Annotated in this window: 19 protein-coding genes; 5 read left to right on the plus strand and 14 right to left on the minus strand. The window is 65.2% G+C overall.

The genetic code is table 11. The features are described 5' to 3' along the window. Positions 1-33: 33 nt before the first annotated feature. Positions 34-1350, minus strand: a complete 1317-nt coding sequence (locus E2I15_RS27850; protein WP_246668060.1) for a TadE/TadG family type IV pilus assembly protein — start codon at positions 1348-1350, stop codon at positions 34-36. A 321-nt stretch (positions 1351-1671) separates the two neighbouring features. Beyond that, the gene (locus E2I15_RS27855) at positions 1672-4293 is read right to left on the minus strand and encodes a TIGR02302 family protein (protein ID WP_137478889.1); all 2622 of its coding nucleotides are present in this window, start codon (positions 4291-4293) and stop codon (positions 1672-1674) included. A 172-nt stretch (positions 4294-4465) separates the two neighbouring features. Between E2I15_RS27855 and E2I15_RS27860 the strand changes: the two genes are divergently transcribed. Both E2I15_RS27860 and E2I15_RS27865 read left to right on the plus strand, forming a co-directional pair. Then, complete coding sequence (locus tag E2I15_RS27860) at positions 4466-4849, plus strand: carboxymuconolactone decarboxylase family protein (protein ID WP_018268955.1); 384 nt, start codon at positions 4466-4468, stop codon at positions 4847-4849. A gap of 193 nt (positions 4850-5042) precedes the next feature. Beyond that, positions 5043-5954, plus strand: coding sequence for an NAD(P)-dependent oxidoreductase (locus E2I15_RS27865; protein WP_137478888.1), 912 nt, complete (start codon positions 5043-5045; stop codon positions 5952-5954). A gap of 145 nt (positions 5955-6099) precedes the next feature. Here E2I15_RS27865 and lysA read toward each other — a convergent pair whose 3' ends face one another. The 3 genes from lysA to argH form a co-directional block, all read right to left on the minus strand. After that, a complete protein-coding gene (gene lysA / locus E2I15_RS27870; RefSeq protein WP_137478887.1) occupies positions 6100-7365 on the minus strand; it encodes a diaminopimelate decarboxylase in 1266 nt (421 codons plus the stop codon). Positions 7366-7381: 16 nt separating this feature from the next. Next, a complete protein-coding gene (gene lptM, locus E2I15_RS27875) occupies positions 7382-7651 on the minus strand; it encodes an LPS translocon maturation chaperone LptM (protein ID WP_018268957.1) in 270 nt (89 codons plus the stop codon). A gap of 92 nt (positions 7652-7743) precedes the next feature. Next, positions 7744-9141 (minus strand): argininosuccinate lyase, encoded by a 1398-nt coding sequence (gene argH, locus E2I15_RS27880; protein WP_137478886.1) that lies wholly within the window; start codon positions 9139-9141, stop codon positions 7744-7746. A gap of 126 nt (positions 9142-9267) precedes the next feature. Between argH and tlpA the strand changes: the two genes are divergently transcribed. Then, entirely contained in the window at positions 9268-9948 is a 681-nt protein-coding gene (gene tlpA / locus E2I15_RS27885) for a thiol:disulfide interchange protein TlpA (protein ID WP_137478885.1), read from the plus strand. Here the strand turns inward: tlpA and E2I15_RS27890 are convergent, their stop codons facing one another. The 3 genes from E2I15_RS27890 to E2I15_RS27900 all read right to left on the minus strand — a co-directional run bounded on the left by E2I15_RS27890 (position 9949) and on the right by E2I15_RS27900 (position 11011). Then, on the minus strand, positions 9949-10137 hold the full coding sequence (locus tag E2I15_RS27890) for a putative motility protein (RefSeq protein WP_137478884.1): 189 nt from the start codon (positions 10135-10137) through the stop codon (positions 9949-9951). It abuts the gene before it with no gap. A 70-nt stretch (positions 10138-10207) separates the two neighbouring features. Continuing rightward, the gene (locus tag E2I15_RS27895; RefSeq protein WP_137478883.1) at positions 10208-10426 is read right to left on the minus strand and encodes a helix-turn-helix domain-containing protein; all 219 of its coding nucleotides are present in this window, start codon (positions 10424-10426) and stop codon (positions 10208-10210) included. Between the two features lie 9 nt (positions 10427-10435). Next, positions 10436-11011, minus strand: coding sequence for a DUF2975 domain-containing protein (locus E2I15_RS27900; protein ID WP_170991511.1), 576 nt, complete (start codon positions 11009-11011; stop codon positions 10436-10438). A gap of 195 nt (positions 11012-11206) precedes the next feature. On the opposite strand from E2I15_RS27900, the gene E2I15_RS27905 reads away from it, so the two are divergent. Beyond that, positions 11207-11476, plus strand: coding sequence for a hypothetical protein (locus E2I15_RS27905; RefSeq protein WP_137478881.1), 270 nt, complete (start codon positions 11207-11209; stop codon positions 11474-11476). Positions 11477-11621: 145 nt separating this feature from the next. Here E2I15_RS27905 and E2I15_RS27910 read toward each other — a convergent pair whose 3' ends face one another. From E2I15_RS27910 to E2I15_RS27930, 5 genes are all read right to left on the minus strand, one after another. Further along, positions 11622-12503 carry a 3-hydroxybutyryl-CoA dehydrogenase gene (locus tag E2I15_RS27910; RefSeq protein ID WP_137478880.1) on the minus strand — a complete coding sequence of 294 codons (882 nt, stop codon included), beginning with the start codon at positions 12501-12503 and terminating at the stop codon, positions 11622-11624. A gap of 248 nt (positions 12504-12751) precedes the next feature. Next, positions 12752-13702 carry an electron transfer flavoprotein subunit alpha/FixB family protein gene (locus E2I15_RS27915; RefSeq protein ID WP_137478879.1) on the minus strand — a complete coding sequence of 317 codons (951 nt, stop codon included), beginning with the start codon at positions 13700-13702 and terminating at the stop codon, positions 12752-12754. After that, the gene (locus tag E2I15_RS27920; protein WP_016845285.1) at positions 13702-14451 is read right to left on the minus strand and encodes an electron transfer flavoprotein subunit beta/FixA family protein; all 750 of its coding nucleotides are present in this window, start codon (positions 14449-14451) and stop codon (positions 13702-13704) included. Before E2I15_RS27920 ends, E2I15_RS27915 begins: the two co-directional genes overlap by 1 nt. A 117-nt stretch (positions 14452-14568) precedes the next feature. Beyond that, positions 14569-15141 carry a cob(I)yrinic acid a,c-diamide adenosyltransferase gene (locus E2I15_RS27925; RefSeq protein WP_137478878.1) on the minus strand — a complete coding sequence of 191 codons (573 nt, stop codon included), beginning with the start codon at positions 15139-15141 and terminating at the stop codon, positions 14569-14571. A gap of 79 nt (positions 15142-15220) precedes the next feature. Then, a complete protein-coding gene (locus E2I15_RS27930; RefSeq protein ID WP_050422790.1) occupies positions 15221-15415 on the minus strand; it encodes a twin transmembrane helix small protein in 195 nt (64 codons plus the stop codon). A 166-nt stretch (positions 15416-15581) separates the two neighbouring features. Here E2I15_RS27930 and E2I15_RS27935 point away from each other — a divergent pair, with 166 nt between their 5' ends. Beyond that, the gene (locus E2I15_RS27935) at positions 15582-16442 is read left to right on the plus strand and encodes a YihY/virulence factor BrkB family protein (RefSeq protein ID WP_155262608.1); all 861 of its coding nucleotides are present in this window, start codon (positions 15582-15584) and stop codon (positions 16440-16442) included. On the opposite strand, the gene E2I15_RS27940 is transcribed toward E2I15_RS27935, so the two are convergent. Next, the gene (locus tag E2I15_RS27940; protein ID WP_137478876.1) at positions 16369-17697 is read right to left on the minus strand and encodes an ATP-binding protein; all 1329 of its coding nucleotides are present in this window, start codon (positions 17695-17697) and stop codon (positions 16369-16371) included. The genes E2I15_RS27935 and E2I15_RS27940 overlap by 74 nt on opposite strands. Positions 17698-17766: the final 69 nt, after the last annotated feature.

Raw genomic sequence — 17766 nt, forward strand, 5'->3', positions numbered from 1 at the left:
GTGAGGATTTCTGGATTTGCATCGGGGCCAACCTCATTCGATGAGTTGCGCGGTTTGCGAGCCGATCGTCGCGGTGCCGAGCGCCGAACAATTGACCTGAAGGTTCGACGTGCCGCTGAACGTCAGGGTATCGGCGATGATCTTGGTGCAGGATGTGCTGGTCCCGTTACCACCACCGAAGCTGAGGTTGACCTTTGGCAGGTAGATGGCACCGCCGAAGTTCTGGGTGGCGCCACCCGTGAGATTGAAAGCGGTCCCGGCCGGCATGTTGCGGTCGCCATACATGACGATGCCCTTCGTGGAGCCCGAGGTCGGCGCCGTCAGATCGATGATCGCGTTGCTGCCGATCGAAGCCGTGCCCCACTTGCTTCCCGAGCCGGTGAAGACCAGGGTCACGCCGCTGCCCGTGATCGTGGCGTTGCCCGCGACGCTCAGGTTCGAGCCGTCCAGGTAATAAATGCCCGGATCGAGATTCAGCGTTGCGCCGGCATTCACGGTAATGCTGCCCGAGTAGCAGCCGGGACTGAGCGAGTTCGTCTTGCCGTTGGAATTGACCGTAATCTTGGCATTCGAGCAACTCGGCTTCGATGGCGGAGAGACGTTCGCATACGGGTCAGCCATCGGCTGCACGTGCGTCTTGACGCCGTTGGTGGCGGAGATGTTGCTGGCGCCGGAGACGTCGCCGACGACTCCGACCTGATTCGCAGAGACGGTCGCGCTGCCGGCCACGTTGAGCGATGGGCTCGCACCCGAGTTGCTGTAAAGGTTGCACTTGATCAGGTTGAGCTGGTTGCCGCCGCTCACGTTGACCGCAGGACTGGCGCTGGCGTTGAGCGCAAGTACGCAGCCCGTCCCGGAATTCGGCAGGGCGACCGCGCGCGCGGTGACCGGCACAGGGGCCGAGCCGAACAAGGCCGACAGCAGCCGCTGTTGCGGTTGGCTCACGATGACTTCGATCGCCTGCAGGTTCGACGTATGACTGCCGGTTTTCGGCGGTTGATTGACCGTCACCGTCACGTTGTTCGCCCCGTTCGCGTAACCGTAGTTTGCCGTTACCGCATTGGCTTCGGACAAAAGGTCAGCGCCTGCACTTGCCGCCGTTGCGGCGCTTACCGCGCCGGAGTCGGCGGCACTCTGCATGTTCTTATGTTTGTAGTACCACCACCCCACTTCGGTACCGAGCCCTGCCGTGCCGACCAGGACCGGCATCAGCAGCGCTGAAATAATGACATAGCTGCCCGACTGGTCTCGAACGAAGTGTCGAAACGGGCTGGTCTTCTTCTGTTGGTGCCGGCGAGTAATACCCAATGGCCGGCGTGACGATGCAATGAATAAACGGCTGTGCCTCATGTGCTCTCCTGAGACGCTTGCCAATTTCAGAAGTACAGTGACGCAAGCGACTTAAATGCGCGCCAACGGGAACCCTGCAATTTTAATGAAATTGCGCGAAACCGGCGAACGCCCCGCGGACCCGATCGCACGATTGGAACGCGAGGTGCGTCGCCCGCAGAAGCCGACGTCTGCCGGTTACGGCCGTCGTGCAGATTTCGCGTCATGCCCGCGAAAGCGCGGCATCCAGGTTGCCACGGCCGTTCGATTGAAGCGCAGACGTCTCTTGAATGCCGTCACCCGCTTTCGCGGCTGACGTCAGTCGAGGACGAGGCGCGGGCCTCAATAATCCTTCAGCAGCCGCTCGATGTAGTCGAGCTCGATCTGCGGCCGCGACGGATCGGCGAGGCGGCGGCGCAACTCTTCGAGGATGCGGCGAACGCGCTGCACGTCGATCTCGCCGGGGATCTTCACCGTGTAGTCGTCGCCGAATTCGCGGCCGTGCAGCGGACGGCCCAGCGGATCGGTCTGGTTGCCGCCGCTCTGCTGGCGGCCGGCGCGGTTGCCGGGGCTGTCTCCCGGCTGGTCGCCATCGCCCTGCTGCATCGCGTCGGCGAGGCTCTGGGCGCCCTTGCGCAGCGCATCCAGCGCACGGCCCTGCGAATCCACAGCACCGTCGGCATTGCCCTCGCCGAGCCGTCCGGAGGCATCGCCCATCGCGGAATCGGCCTGGTCGAGCCCGTCGCCGTCATCGCCCTGATCGCCGCCTTGATCGCCCAGCTGCGCCTGATCGCCCTTCTGACCCTGGCCCTTCTGGCCGCGCTGGTCCGGTCCCATGCCGCGCTTGGCGAGTTCTTCCTGCAGCTTCTTCAGGCGATCGCGCAGCGCCTGCTGGTCCTGCTGCAGGTCGCCCATCGACTGCTCGCCCTGCTTGCCGCGCATGCGGTCGCGGCGGGAATCCTGGCCCTGCTTGAAGGTCTTGTCGCGCAATTGCTGCTGCTTGCGGATCATGTCGCCGAGTTCGTTGAGCGACTGCTGCATGTCGTCGTCGCCCTGATTGGGCTGCGCCATCTGCAGGTTTTCCAGCATCTGCTGCATCTGCTCGAGCAGTTGCCGCGCCGCGTCCTTGTCGCCGGAGCGTGACAGCCGCTCCATGCGATCGAGCATGTTCTTGAGATCCTGCTGGCTCAGCACCTTGGCATTGGGATCGAGCGGCCGCGCGAGCTGCTGCGGATTGTTGCGGAACTGCTCGACCATCTGGCGCAGGAAATTGTCCAGCGCCGCGCGCAGATTGTCGGTGAGCTTCTTGATCTCCTCGTCGGTCGCGCCGCGCTCGAGCGCCTGCTTGAGCGCGTCCTGCGCCGCGCGCAGCGCCTTGTCGACGTCGGAGATGTTGCCGTCCTCGATGGTGACGGCGAGCGCCCACAGGCTGGCGACCACCTCGCGCAATTGGTCGTCGGTGCGCGCCGCCTCGAGCTGGCGGCTCACGGTGTGCAGGCCAAGGTAATAGCCGGTCTCCGGCATGAACATTTCGGGCGCGATCATCAGCGCCTCCAGCGCGGCGAACACCTGGCCATTCTGGTTGGCGTCGAGCGCCAGGATACGGCGCTGCTCGATCAGCGCGCGCGCCAGCGGCTTGGTGAACAGGCGCTCCGGCAGCCGCATGTTGAACGGCTCGCTCGTGCCCTCATTGCCGGCCTCGTCCTTGGCCGTCAGCGTCAAGGTCACGTCGGCGCCGGCATAGGGATCTTCACTGAGGTCCTTCACGGTCTGGCCGACGCCGTTGCGGGTGCGCGCATTCGGCAGCACCAGCGCGAATTGCGGCGGCTCGAACAGCGGCCGCGGCTGCGCGGACTTGCCGTCGGCATCCTTCTTGCCGTCGGCCTCCTTCGACGCATCGGTCGGCCGCGCCACGAACTGCGCGCGCGCTTCGCTGACGCCATAATCGTCCTCGAGCCGATAGGACATCTGCAGCGCGCCGCGCGCCTGCCGCTCCGGATCCTTGGCGAGCGCAATCGACGGCGGGCGGTCCGGCGTCGCGGTGAATTTCCACTGCGGCTGGCCAGCCGGCGCACGGACATGCGCGGTGCCGTCGCCGGTGATCTTGAAATGCCGCTCGTTGGTGCCCTTGGGCGCCTGCCCGTCCGGCGCGACCTCGGTAACGCCGCCACCGACGACGACGTCGATGCTGCCGCCGCTTGAACGCACCAGGAGCGTGCTGCCGGCCGGGACCGCGAGCGGGGTGGTGTCGGCCGCATTGGCGTCCTTGTTGGCGTTCGACAAAATAATCGGCGGCTTGCCGGTGTAGTTGGGCGGCGTCACCCAGGCATCGACCCGGACATTGGCCGGCGCCATGATGCCGTTCCAGTCGAACGCGGAAGCGACCCGCAGGCCGCGCTCGTCGCCGGCGGCGACATAGCTCGCGACCAGCATCACGATGACCAGCGCGCGCAGCGCCCAAGGGTCATGCAGCGAGACGCGCGGCCGCGGCAGCCCGGCGCGGATGCGCTTGATTGAGGCCAGCGTACGCTCGCGCTGCGCCTGCCACAGCGCCAGCGCAAACGGGTCCTTGTTGGTGAGCGTGTCGGAGAGCGCGGTCGCCGGCCGATGGCGGATGCCGGCGCCGCGGTCGAGCCGGCTCAGGCCCTCCTCGCGGCTCGGCCAGCGGAAGCGCACCAGCGGCGACAGCGCCGCGAGCGCGGCGATCGCGAACAGGCCGGCGCCGGCCACGCGTGCGACAAACGGCAGCACCAGCCACAGCCCGGCCCAGGACGCGACCAGGAACAATCCCGCGACCGTCAGGAGCCGCGCCAGATGCGGCCAAGCCCGTTCCCACGCAATCGCGAACCTTGCCCGCTGCAGAGCCTCCGTGAGTCTCTGTTGCGTCAGTTTCACCCGCGCGACCGCATCGCTGTCGCGGACGGCGCCTGACGGGTCAGAGGGATCGATGTTGGCTCCGCTCAATAAAATCTCCGGGGTAGCCGGCAGATCAGCCTAGCACGGCGGCGGCTTTGAGGCACCCGTTCCAAGGCGTAACCCACACCGGGAAATACGCATAACACGAAGGCGTGACTGCGGCGGTTCGACCCCGTAACGTCGCGGCCGAACCATCGCATTAACGCATGAGGAACGCGATATGGACCAAAAAACGCACGACAAGGGGCTGGAAATCCGTAAGGCGGTGCTGGGCGAAGCCTATGTCAACAATGCGCTGAAGAATTCGGACAGCTTCAACAAGCCATTCCAGGAACTCGTCACCGAATATTGCTGGGGCGCGGTCTGGGGCCGCGAGGAACTGCCGCGCAAGACCCGCAGCATGCTCAACCTCGCCATGATCTCGATCCTGAACCGGCCGCACGAATTGAAGGCCCACATCAAGGGCGCGCTGACCAACGGCGTGTCCCGCGACGAAATCCGCGAGATCTTCATGCAGGTCTCGATCTATGCCGGCATCCCGGCCGGCGTCGACAGCTTCCGCATCGCGCGCGAGGTGTTCGCCGAACTCGACAACAAGGCGTGAGGCATTGCTGCCTCACCGCCGTCGTCCTGGCGAAAGCCAGGGCCTATAACCACAGGCATTGGTGGTGGGAACACGCTGGGGCTCCAGCGGAGCACAGCAATCAAGCGCGGTGGCAATGGGTCCGGCCTTCACCGGGACGACAGTGAATGTGGGGCATGCGGCTCCGCACATAACGACGTAGAGGAAACGACTCATGGAAATCGGATTCATCGGCCTCGGGAAGATGGGCTTCCCAATGGCGCGCCGGCTGATCGAGGCGGGCCACAAGCTCACCGTGTTCGACACCAGCAAGGACGCCCTCGGCAGGCTGGTTGCACTCGGCGCGGTGGCCGCAACCTCGCCCAAGGACATCGCCGACCGCGTCGAGACCGTGATGGCGAGCCTGCCCTCCCTGCAGGCTTCGCTCGAGGTCGCAACCGGCGCGGGCGGCGTGATCGAGGGCACGCGCGTCAAACGCTTCATCGACCTCTCCACCGTCGGCTCGCAGATGGCGGTGAAGATCCACGATCTGCTGGCCAAGAAGAACATCGTGCAGATCGACAGCCCGGTCTCCGGCGGCGTCTCCGGCGCCGAGAAGGGCACGCTGGCGGTGATGGTGTCGGGCCCGCGCGCCGACTTCGAGCTGGTGAAGGGCGCGCTCGACGTGATCGGCAAGGTGTTCTTCATCGGCACCAAGCCGGGCTCCGGCCAGACCATGAAGCTCGCCAACAACTTCCTGTCGGCGACCGCGATGGTGGCGACCTCGGAGGCTGTTGTGATGGGCGTGAAGTCGGGTCTCGATCCGGCCGTGATGATCGACGTCATCAATGCCGGCTCGGGGCTGAACACCGCAAGCCGCGACAAGTTTCCGCGTTCGGTGTTGCCGCGCAGCTTCGACTTCGGCTTCGCCACCGGGCTGATGGTGAAGGACGTGCGGCTCGCGGTCGAGGAAATGCGCTCACTCGGGCTTTCGATGGAAGTCGCCGAAGCGGTCGGCCGGCTCTGGGAAGTGATCATCCGCGACGAGGGACCGGATTCGGACTTCACCGCCGCGATCAGGCCGATCGAGAAGGCCGCGGGCGTGATCGTGGGCGGTGGCAAGGGTGGCGTGCACGCTGCGAAGTAAGCGTCGTCGTCCTGGCGAAAGCCGGACCCATTACCCCCGGCGTTCGTGGTGAGGGAAGCTGGGGCCACAGCGCCGCAAGACAAGCGGTAATGGTGGTTATGGGCCTTCGCCAGGACGACACCATTGATGTGGCGCGCCTAGCACCTCACAACCACGGCGCGGGCTTGTCCATCGCGATCAGGGCGTCGACGTCGATGCGCGGGCGGACCACGGCGTACTGGTCGTCCTTGACCAGCACTTCCGGCACCAGAGGCCGCGTGTTGTAGGTGCCGGACTGCACCGCGCCATAGGCGCCGGCGGTCATGATCGCCAGCAGATCGCCGGCCTTCGGCTGCGGCAGCGCGCGGTCGAGCGCGAGGTAATCGCCGGTCTCGCAGACCGGGCCGACCACGTCGGCGATCATCGTCGGAGTGCCGGGCGCAGGCTGGCGCACCGGCAGAATGTCGTGATGCGCTTCATACAGCGTCGGCCGGATCAGGTCGTTCATCGCGGCGTCGATGATGACGAAGTTCTTGGCATCGCCCGGCTTCACATGGATGACGCGGGTGACGAGGATGCCGGCATTGCCGACGATCATGCGGCCCGGCTCGAACATCAGCGTGCAGCCGAGATTGTGCGTGACGCGCTTGACCATCGCCGCATAGGCGTCCGGCGCCGGCGGCGCGGCGCGATCCATGTAATAGGGGATGCCGAGGCCGCCGCCGAAATCGACATGCGAGATGTCGTGGCCGTCGGCGCGCAGCGTCTGCACGAATTCGGCGAGCAGCCGGAAAGCGACCTCCAGCGGCCCGAGATCGGTGATCTGGCTGCCGATATGCACATCGGTGCCGGTGACCTTGATGCCCGGCAGCTTTGCCGCGCGGGCATAGACCTCGCGGGCGCGGGCGATCGGAATGCCGAACTTGTTCTCGGACTTGCCGGTCGAAATCTTGGCATGGGTGCCGGCATCGACATCCGGATTGACCCGCACCGAGATGCGGGCCGTCTTGTTCATCTCGACCGCGAGACGCGACAGCATCTCGAGCTCCGGCTCGGACTCGATATTGATGCAGAGGATGTCGGTGGCGAGCGCGGCGCGCAGCTCGCCCTCGGTCTTGCCGACGCCGGAGAACACGATCTTCGAGGGCGGAATCCCGGCCGCCAGCGCCCGCTTCAATTCGCCGCCGGACACCACGTCGGCGCCGGCGCCGAGCTTGGCCAGGGTGCGCAGCACCGACTGGTTGGAGTTCGCCTTCATGGCGTAGCAGACCAGCGCCTTCTCGCCGGCGAAGGCTTCGGTGAAGACGCGGTAGTGGCGCTCCAGCGTCGCGGTCGAATAGCAATAGAACGGCGTGCCGACGGCCTCCGCCAGCTCAATGAGATTGACCGCCTCGGCATGCAGCACGCCGTTGCGATAGTCGAAATGGTTCATGACACGCTTTTAGATACTAATTGCCGAGCAGCGGATCGAGGATGAAGGGCCGTTTATTGCCTCGCGGCGCGGCCGGCGCAGCCTCCGAGCCATAGGTCGGATTGAACACGCTGGGCTGCGCTGCCCGCTCGCTCTCGGTGTCACTCGGTGCAGCGCCCGGCGCGACGTTCGCGGTCGGCGGCAGGTCGAGCGGTCCCTTGCGGCCGCAGCCGCCGAGCGCCAGTGCTGATACGCCCAGCACAATTATGGCCCATCCCGAGGGGGTCAGGCGGTTCTTGCTAATCACGACGAATTCCCCAATTCGGGCGGCACCATACAAACATTGGCGTGCTCTGGCGAGAGGCGGAGCGCCATGAAATCACGGCCAAATTTTGCGGTTCAGCCCAATTTTTGCTCTTTTTCCAGCCGCTTGGCCCAGCTCTTCGCCTGCGCCATCACATTCTTCGGCGCCGTGCCGCCGAACGAGGTCCGGCTCTGCACCGAGGATTCGACGCTGAGCACTTTCAGCGCGTCCGCCGTGATCTTCGGCTCGACCTCCTGCATGGCCTTGAGCGGCAGCTCGTGCAGCGCCACGCCCTGTGCCGAGGCCAGGCCGACGATACGCCCGGTGACGTGGTGGGCGTCGCGGAACGGCATTTTCAGGGTGCGCACCAGCCAGTCGGCCAAATCGGTCGCGGTGGCGTAGCCCTCGCCCGCGGCGGCCTTCATCCTGGCCTCGTCCGGCACCAAGTCCGCAACCATGCCGGTCATGGCGCGGATTGCCAGCGACAGCGCCTCGAAAGCCTGCATCGCGCCCTGCTTGTCCTCCTGCATGTCCTTTTGATAGGCGAGCGGCAAGCCCTTCATCACGATCAGGAGCGCGGTGAGCGCGCCGATCACGCGGCCGGTCTTGGCACGCACCAGCTCGGCCGCGTCCGGATTGCGCTTCTGCGGCATGATCGACGAGCCGGTGGTGAACTTGTCGCTGAGCTTGACGAGGCCGACCAAGGGCGAGGTCCAGATCACGATCTCCTCGGCAAAGCGCGACATGTGCACGGCGCAGATCGCCGCCGCCGACAGCGTCTCCAGCACGAAATCGCGGTCGGACACCGCGTCGAGCGAATTGGCCATCGGACGGTCGAAGCCGAGCGCCTTCGCGGTCGCGGCGCGGTCGATCGGAAACGAGGTGCCGGCGAGCGCGGCCGCCCCCAGCGGCGATTCGTTCAGCCGCTTGCGCGCGTCGGCGAAGCGACCGCGGTCGCGGCCGGCCATCTCGACATAGGCCAGGAGATGATGGCCGAAGGTCACGGGCTGCGCGGTCTGCAGATGGGTGAAGCCCGGCATCACCGTGCCGGCATGCTCCAGCGCGCGGGCGACCAGCGCCTGCTGGAACGCGGCCAGCGCCGCATTGGTCTCATCGATGGTGTCGCGGACATAGAGCCGGAAATCGGTCGCGACCTGGTCGTTGCGCGAGCGCGCGGTGTGCAGCCGGCCCGCCGCGGGCCCGATCAATTCGGACAGCCGCGACTCGACATTCATATGAATGTCCTCGAGCGCGCGCTTGAAATCGAAATCGCCCTTGCCGATCTCTGACAAAATCGTGTCTAGACCTTTGCCGATATTTTTCGCATCAGCTGACGTGATGATGCCTTGCGCAGCGAGCATCGCGGCGTGGGCCTTGGACGCGGCAATGTCCTGGGCATAAAGGTGACGGTCGACGTCGATGGAGACGTTGATTTCCTCCATGATCGCGTCGGGACGTTCCGAGAACCGGCCACCCCACATCTTGTTGCTCATGACATCTCGCTCACGAATTTGTATTTCAGCCTTGCGGTTTCATGGCCGGAGGCGGCGAAACAGCACCGCAGTTCCGGTCGTATTCCCGGCACTGCTTAGCCACATCGACCCAGGATGACAAACGATATGCCCGAGACGACCCCACCCAACCCGACCGCCAGGCCGACCGCCAAGTGGCGTATCCCGCTGGTGATCGGCGCCGTGCTGGCCGGGGCCGTGATCGGCTATGTCGGGGTCGCAAGTCTCAAGCATCCCGCGGGCGGCGATATCGCCTGTAACAGCGCGGTGGCTCTGGCGAAGAAGATCGCTCCGCTCGCCCATGGCGAGGTCGCGGCGCTGACCATGGCAACCACCCCCTTGAGGCTGCCCGACCTGACCTTCGAGGACGCCAACGGCCAGCCGAAGAAGCTCTCGGACTGGCGCGGCAAGACCGTGCTGGTCAATTTGTGGGCGACCTGGTGCGTGCCCTGCCGCAAGGAAATGCCGGCGCTCGACAGCCTGCAGACCAAGCTCGGCGGCAAGGATTTCGAGGTGGTCGCGATCAACATCGACACCCGCGACCCGGACAAGCCGAAAAACTTCCTGAAAGAGGCCGATCTGACCAATCTCGGCTATTTCAGTGACCAGAAAGCCAAGGTCTTTCAGGACCTTAAGAACATAGGCAAGGCATTGGGCATGCCGACCTCGGTGCTGGTCGACGGCCAGGGCTGCGAGATCGCCAATATCGCCGGTCCCGCCGAATGGGCGAGCGACGACGCGATCAAGCTCGTGAAGGCGGCGCTAGCCCCGGCCGCAGCCGGGTTCTGATCAAGCGACGGCGTTGAGGTTGTCGCCGATACCGGGCGACAAATTTGCGGTGGAAGGCGTGCCGAACAGGGTCTGAACCGCGAACTTCTCGGCGTCGAGGTTCTGCTTGGTGACGCGGGTCGCGATCTCACCCTGCAAATTGCCCTGCTGCATCGACAGGATGCTGGTAACCATGCTCATCATGTCCATGCGCGGCACTCCCAAAGCTGGGGTTTGAGGTAACGCGCGAAAGTTAATGCTTGGGTAATCGATGGCCGCGTCAGGCTGACGCATCGTCCTCTTCATGGCGCAAGAGGTCGCCGGGCTGGCACTTCAGATAAGTGCAGATCCGCTCCAGCGTATCAAAGCGCACGCCTTTCACCTTGCCCTGCTTGAGCAGGGACAGGTTGGCCTCGGTGATCCCGACATATTCGGCAAGCTCCTTCGATTTCACGTTGCGCTCGGCGAGCATCACGTTCAGCCTGACCCGGATCGGCATCGCAATGTCTCAGACGAATTGCGCGTGCTCGTCGGCGATCGCATTGGCCTCGGCCATCACCCAGGCCGTGACCGCGACCAGGCCAGCGAACAGCAGCGCGAGCAGTGTGTCGGAACCGAGCGCGATGACGATGGATTTGCCCTGCGCGTAGGTTTGCCAGCTCAGCAGGATCGAGAGCAACGCACCGATCAACGGCTTCAGCAGGGTCGAAACCAGCATCGCGATCGCAAGGTCACGCAACCTCGCCACGTTGTCGGCCGTGAAGAAGCGCCCCTGCGCGAACGCATTGAAGCAGCGGCGCACGCGCGACAATCCCCAGATCAGACCGGCGAGCGGCAATACCGAGACCACAAGACCCATCAGTCGGACCAGCCAGCCGATTGGATGGAACGCGACGCCGGTCAGCCCCGCGTCGCGCAGGATCGCTTCATCGGGGCTCGCCACCCAATACGCCAGCAATCCGACGGCAAGCACGAACGAAATGCCGGTGCAGGCGTAAGCGAGCACGCGGCTGACCGCGCGGATGCGTTCGAGGCGCGCTGGCCGCGCGGACGGGGAAAGCTCTGACGAGAGGGGCGCGGACATGCTCGACCTTGATCGTTGTTGACCTGATATTATCATTTTACGATAATTAATATCTGCAATTCAACATGCACGAAAGGCCAATTCATGCTGAACCGTCCTGCCCGCGCCGTCTGCGCCCTCCTCTTATTGACGACAGCTGCGCATGCTCAGCCCTCGACATCGCGCGGACAGATCTCCGTCGCGCAAGTCAGGGCCATGCTGGATCAGGCCGCCACCAATCCGAGCGCGCGGCAGGCCCTGACGGCCTATCTGGCCGGCGCCGGTGAAACCGCCGGCTGGCTGCTCGATGCGGGGCGCGATCGGGGCGTGCTGCGTGCTCCCTGCAAACGTTCGCTGTCGCTTGACGCCGATCAGGCGCGCGCCGCGATCGCGGGAGCGTCAGGCACGGCACCGACCGATACGCCGGCAACTCCACTGATCGTCAGCGACATGCTGAAGCGCGCCGGTTGCGATCCGGCAAAGTGATGCAGAAGCGCGCACCCGGCCGGGTGCGTTGCGGACGCTCCCATGGGAGGCGGGAGGTTCGAAGGACGTAGGCGTTAGGTTCGTGATGCGCGTCCCGCGCTCCTCACCATAAGGAGCTCATGACACGCAAGACACCGCGGCAAGACTACCGCGTCGGAATCGGCTTGTCGCCGCGATAGTCGTAGAAGCCGCGCTGGCTCTTGCGTCCGAGCCAGCCGGCCTCGACATACTTCACCAGCAGCGGGCACGGCCGGTACTTGGAGTCGGCGAGCCCCTCGTGCAGCACCTGCATGATCGACAGACAGGTATCGAGGCCGATGAAATCGGCGAGCTCGAGCGGGCCCATCGGATGGTGCGCGCCGAGCTTCATCGCGGCGTCGATCGCCTCGACGTTACCGACGCCTTCATACAGCGTGTAGATCGCCTCGTTGATCATCGGCAACAGAATGCGGTTGACGATGAAGGCGGGGAAATCTTCCGACACCGCGACCTGTTTGCCGAGCTTGGCGACGAACGACTTGGCGGTGTCGAAGGTCATGTCGTCGGTGGCGATGCCGCGGATCAACTCGACCAGTTCCATCGCCGGCACCGGATTCATGAAATGAATGCCGATGAATTTCTCCGGGCGGTCGGTCGAGGCGGCGAGCCTTGTGATCGAGATCGACGACGAGTTGGTCGCGACGATCGCCTCGGGCTTCAGCACCGCGCAGACCTCATGGAAGATCTTGCGCTTGGTCTCTTCCTTCTCGATCGCGGTCTCGATCACGAGATCGCAATCGGCGAGCGCGTCGAGCGACTCGGCGGAGGTGATGCGGTCGAGCGCCTGCTTGCGGTCGGTCTCGCTGATCGCCTTCTTGGCGACCTGGCGGGTCAGATTGCCGTTGATGGTCGCCAGTGCCGACTTCAGCCGGTCGCCGGACACGTCGTTGAGCACCACGTCGAAGCCGGCCAGCGCCGCCACATGGGCAATGCCATTGCCCATCTGGCCCGAACCGATCACGCCGACCTTTTTGATTGCCACCGTCATCTTGTCATCCACCGGAACGGCGCGCACATCGCGCCTGCCCAATTCCAACGATACCCGAAGTAAAGCCTTCCGGGTTGCCCAATCCGCCGGAAAACGTTTCCCGGGACCATGATGTGATGACAGGTCATCACACCCGGGTCCCATTTTCCCCTGTCGAGCATGATCCTTTCGGAAAAACGTTTCCGGATCATTGCCTCGAAAATAATAACACCGGCCGGAGCTTACCCATCTGGCCGGTGTCTTGTCGCTTACTTTCCGAGCTTGCCGAGCGCTTCGGTGAGCTCCGGAACCGCCTGGTAGAGGTCGGCGACCAAGCCGTAATCGGCGACCTGGAAGATCGGCGCGTCCTCATCCTTGTTGATGGCGACGATCACCTTGGAGTCCTTCATGCCGGCCAGATGCTGGATCGCGCCGGAGATGCCGACCGCGACATAAAGTTCCGGGGCCACCACCTTGCCGGTCTGGCCGACCTGCCAGTCGTTCGGCGCATAGCCGGCATCGACCGCGGCGCGCGAGGCGCCGACGCCGGCGCCGAGCTTGTCGGCGAGCGGCTCGATGTATTTGGCGAAATTCTCGCGGCTCTGCATGGCACGGCCACCCGAGACGATGATCTTGGCCGAGGTCAGCTCGGGGCGGTCGCTCTTGGCGACTTCCTCGCCGACGAACGTCGACAGGCCGGGATCGGTGGCCGACGCGGCGTTCTCGATCGCCGCGCTGCCGCCCTCGCCGGCGGCGGCGAAGGTCGAGGTGCGCACGGTGATCACCTTCTTGGCGTCCTTCGACTTCACGGTCTGGATCGCGTTGCCGGCATAGATCGGCCGCTCGAAGGTGTCGGGCGCGACGACCTTGATGATCTCGGAGAGCTGCATGACGTCGAGCAAGGCTGCGACGCGCGGCATCACATTCTTGAAGCGCGAGGTCGCGGGCGCGACGAAGGCGTCATAGCCGGGAGCCAGCGCGACGATCAGCGCAGCCAGCGGCTCGGCAAGGTCGTGCTCGTAGGCCGGGCCTTCGGCCACCAGCACCTTGGTGACGCCGGCAAGCTTGGCAGCTGCTTCCGCCGCCGCCTTGGTGCCCTGGCCGCCACCGGCAACCAGCACATGGACATCGCCGCCGAGCTGGCTCGCCGCGGTCAGCGCCTTGTTGGTCGCGTCCTTCAGCGTCTCGTGGTCGTGTTCAGCAATCAACAGCGTCGTCATCAGAGAACCCCGGCTTCGGTCTTGAGCTTGTTCACGAGTTCGGCGACGTCCTTGACCTTGACGCCCGCCTTGCGGCCTGCCGGCTCCGCGGTCTTCAGCACTTCCAGACGCGGTGTCACATCGACGCCGTAGTCGGCGACGCTCTTGTCGTCGATCGGCTTCTTCTTCGCCTTCATGATGTTGGGCAGCGACGCATAGCGCGGCTCGTTGAGGCGCAGGTCGGTGGTGACGATCGCCGGGCCCTTGAGCTTGATGGTCTGCAGGCCGCCGTCGACTTCGCGGGTGACCTTGAAGTCACTTCCTTCGACCTCGAGCTTGGAGGCGAAGGTCGCCTGCGACCAGCCGAGCAGGGCGGCCAGCATCTGGCCGGTCTGGTTCGAGTCGTCGTCGATCGCCTGCTTGCCGAGAATGACGAGGCCGGGCTGCTCCGCCTCGACCACCGCCTTCAGGATCTTGGCAACCGCGAGCGGTTCGACATTGCCTTCGGCCTTGACCAGGATGCCGCGGTCGGCGCCCATCGCAAGTCCGGTGCGAATGGTCTCGGAGGCCTGCGCGGGACCGATCGACACCACCACCACTTCGGTCGCCTTGCCGGCCTCCTTCAGCCGCAGCGCTTCCTCGACGGCAATTTCGTCGAACGGGTTCATCGACATCTTGACGTTGGCGAGCTCAACGCCCGTCCCGTCACTCTTGACGCGGACCTTGACGTTGTAGTCGACGACCCGCTTTACCGGCACAAGAACCTTCATCGATCCTCTTTCGCTTTGATTTTATGGGTTTCGGTTGGCTGGCGCGGAACCTAAAGGTCCCGTTTCTCCCGGTCAACGCGCCAAAGCCAAAAAACCGTCCCCCGGTTTTGAACCAGTTTAGCGGTTCTGGCCCGGCACCCACAACACGTCTCCCGCGCCCTTGTTGTTCTGGAAGCGGCTGGCAACGAACAGGAAATCCGACAGGCGGTTCATATACTGGATGCCAGCCTGATTGACCGGCTCATCGGGTTGGGCGGCGAGTTCCACCATCATCCGTTCCGCGCGGCGACATATCGTCCGAGCGAGATGCAGATAGGCGGAGGCAGGCGTGCCACCGGGCAGCACGAACGAGGTCAGCGGCGCGAGCTGGTCGTTCAGGCTGTCGATATCGCGCTCGAGCCGCTCGACCTGGCTTGCCAGCATCCGCAGACGTTCGGCCTTGCCCTCGCGCTCGGGCACCGCGAGGTCGGCGCCGAGATCGAACAGATCGTTCTGGATCCGGCCGAGCATCGCATCGACCTCGGGGCTGCCAGTGAGATGCAGCCGCACCACGCCGATCGCGGCATTGGTCTCGTCGACCGTGCCATAGGCGGCAATGCGCAGATCGTATTTCGGCCGCCGCTCGCCGGAGCCGAGCGCGGTGGTGCCGTCATCGCCGGTGCGCGTGTAGATCCGATTGAGAACGACCATGGCAGGCTCCGGTGTTCGATGTTCGAGTCCACCGCTCCGATCGGGAGAGGTAGAGAATAGCCCGACAAATCTACCTCACCTAGCGCCCCATCGCCCAGACCGCGAGCATTGCGATGACGATGGCCACGAACTGCAGCAGCACGCGCAGCCGCATCAGCTTCTGCGACGTGTTCGGCGAGCCGCCCTTCATCATATTGACGAGGCCGAGCAGGAGCACCAGCGCGACGGCGCCGACGGCGATGGGAAGAATGATCGTGCTGAGGAGAGATGTCATTTGCGGTACATAACACCGCAGGACGCGGACTTCCACACAGCCCGGCCGTGCAACCAACTGGCTTTTCTGCGCGTAATATCCGATGCTGGGTGCGTTCTCGGGCCGAGCGGTTTTCGACAATGCCGGGTGGAATGTGAATCAGCTTCGTTACGTCACCCACGTCGTGATGGATGCCTTTTACACATTCCTCGCTGACGACGGCTGGGCGATCGCGAGCCACATCGCGCTGTCGACGCTGATGGCGCTGTTTCCGTTCCTGATCGTGCTGACCTCGGTGGCCGGCTTCTTCGGCTCCAAGCAGCTCGCCGACCAGGCGGTCGGGCTGATGCTGCAGGTCTGGCCGCAGCAGGTTGCCGAGGCGCTGTCCGGCCAGATCCACGACGTGCTGACCAACACCCGCGGCGACATCCTGACCATCGGCGCGGTGCTCGCGGTCTACTTCGCCTCCAACGGCGTCGAGGCGCTGCGGGTGGCGCTGAACCGCGCCTACGCCGTGATCGAGCCGCGGCGCTGGTATTGGCTGCGGCTGGAATCGATCGGCTACACGCTGGTCGCGGCGTTCACCTCGCTCGCGATGGCTTTCCTGATCGTGCTCGGACCGCTGATCATCGAGGCGGCGCGGCGCTATATCCCGTTTTTCGTCGAATCCAACGAGAGCCTGCTCAACACCGCCCGTTACGGCGTCACGATCCTGGCGCTGGTCGTCGCGCTCTTCATCCTGCACGCCTGGCTGCCGGCCGGCCGTCGCAGCTTCACGCAGATCCTGCCCGGCATCATCTTCACCATGGTGGCTTCGCTGCTCTCGGGCATCGGCTTCGGCATGTACCTCGCACGCTTCGCCAACAACTACGTCACGATGTATGCCGGGCTGGCCTCGGTGGTGATCGCACTGGTGTTCCTGTATTTCATCGCCGCGATCTTCGTGTTCGGCGGCGAGTTGAACGCGGCGATCATCAAGTCGCGGCTGCCGCACGGCGTGTCGCTTCATGCAGCGCAGTCGCGAGCGCCCGCGGAGACACAGGCTTGACCAGGAAGCCGTCAGCGCCGGCAGCGCGCGCCGCGGCTTCGTCCTCGGCCCGGCCGGAAATCCCGACAATCACGATGCGGCCGTGCGGCGGCGGCAGCGCGCGGATGCGCTTGATCGCCTCGATGCCGCCGATGCCGGGCAGCACCATGTCCATCAGCACGGCGTCAAAGGCGCCCTGCACGAGCCGGTCGGGCGCGGCCTCGCCCTGACCGACGAATTCGGCGTGGTGGCCGAGCTCGGTCAGGATCGTGTTGAGCACGACGCGGCCGAACGGATTGTCCTCGACACTGAGCAGCCGCAGCCCTTGTGACGTCAGCGCCGCCGCGCTCGCGCCGGAGGCGGTGCTGGCCGGCCCTTCGGCGGGCGCCAGCTCCACCTTGAGCGTGAAGGTGGTGCCCCCGCCGGTGCGGCGGTCCGCTACGATGTCGCCGCCCATGGCGCGCGCGAGCTGTCTGACGGAGGACAGGCCGAGCCCGGCGCCGCCGAACCGCGCGGCGATCGAGACGTTGGCCTGCGAGAACGGCCGGAACAGGCGCTTGACCTCCGATAGCGTCAGGCCGATGCCGCTGTCGGAGATCGCGAACGCGACGCCGAACTTGTCGCCCGACCTTCCCTTGGCCGCGCCCACCGGCGCGATACGCAGCTCGATGCCGCCCTGCTCGGTGAACTTCACCGCGTTGTCGATCAGATTTTCGAGCGCCGCGCGCAGGCGGACGGGATCGCCGACCGCGAAGGCAGGCAGCTGGTCGGAGACCTCGACGGAAGCCTGCAGCCCCTTGGCTGCCGCACGGCCGGCCAGCGAATCCGCGGCGTGGCGCGCCAGCGTGCGCAGGTCGAAGAAATCCTGCCGGATCTCAAGCCCCGGCCCCTCGCTCCGGGCAGCGTCGACGAACAGGGTCGCAAGGCTCGCCAGATGCTCGGCGCCGGCTTTGATGGTGTCGACCCAGCGCCGCTCGCGCTCGCCGAGATCGGATGTCGCGAGCAGGTTGCTGATCGCAAGGATTCCGGTGAGCGGCGTCCGCACCTCATGGGCAAAGGCGGCAAGCGCGGTATCGACCATGCCGGGACCGGCCTTCGGGGCCGGCTTCGGCACGGCCCGCTTGCGGCGCGGCCTGGCTGCCACGTTGGCGGCGCTGGTCTTGGCAATACGTGTCTTGGCAACACGCGTTTTGGCACGCGGTTTGGTGGCGCGCGTCTTCGGCGGCGTCCTTTTGGATGGCCGCTTGCTGCGCCGTGCGCGCGATTTTGACGCCATGGTCTCCGTGATCCCCGCCCCGGTCGACAACATGGCATGCCAGGCGTGCCGGAGTCACGGCGGCGTTTC

Origin of the sequence: Bradyrhizobium sp. BR2003 (genome assembly GCF_009720285.1) — a bacterium.
Lineage (GTDB): Bacteria > Pseudomonadota > Alphaproteobacteria > Rhizobiales > Xanthobacteraceae > Bradyrhizobium > Bradyrhizobium elkanii.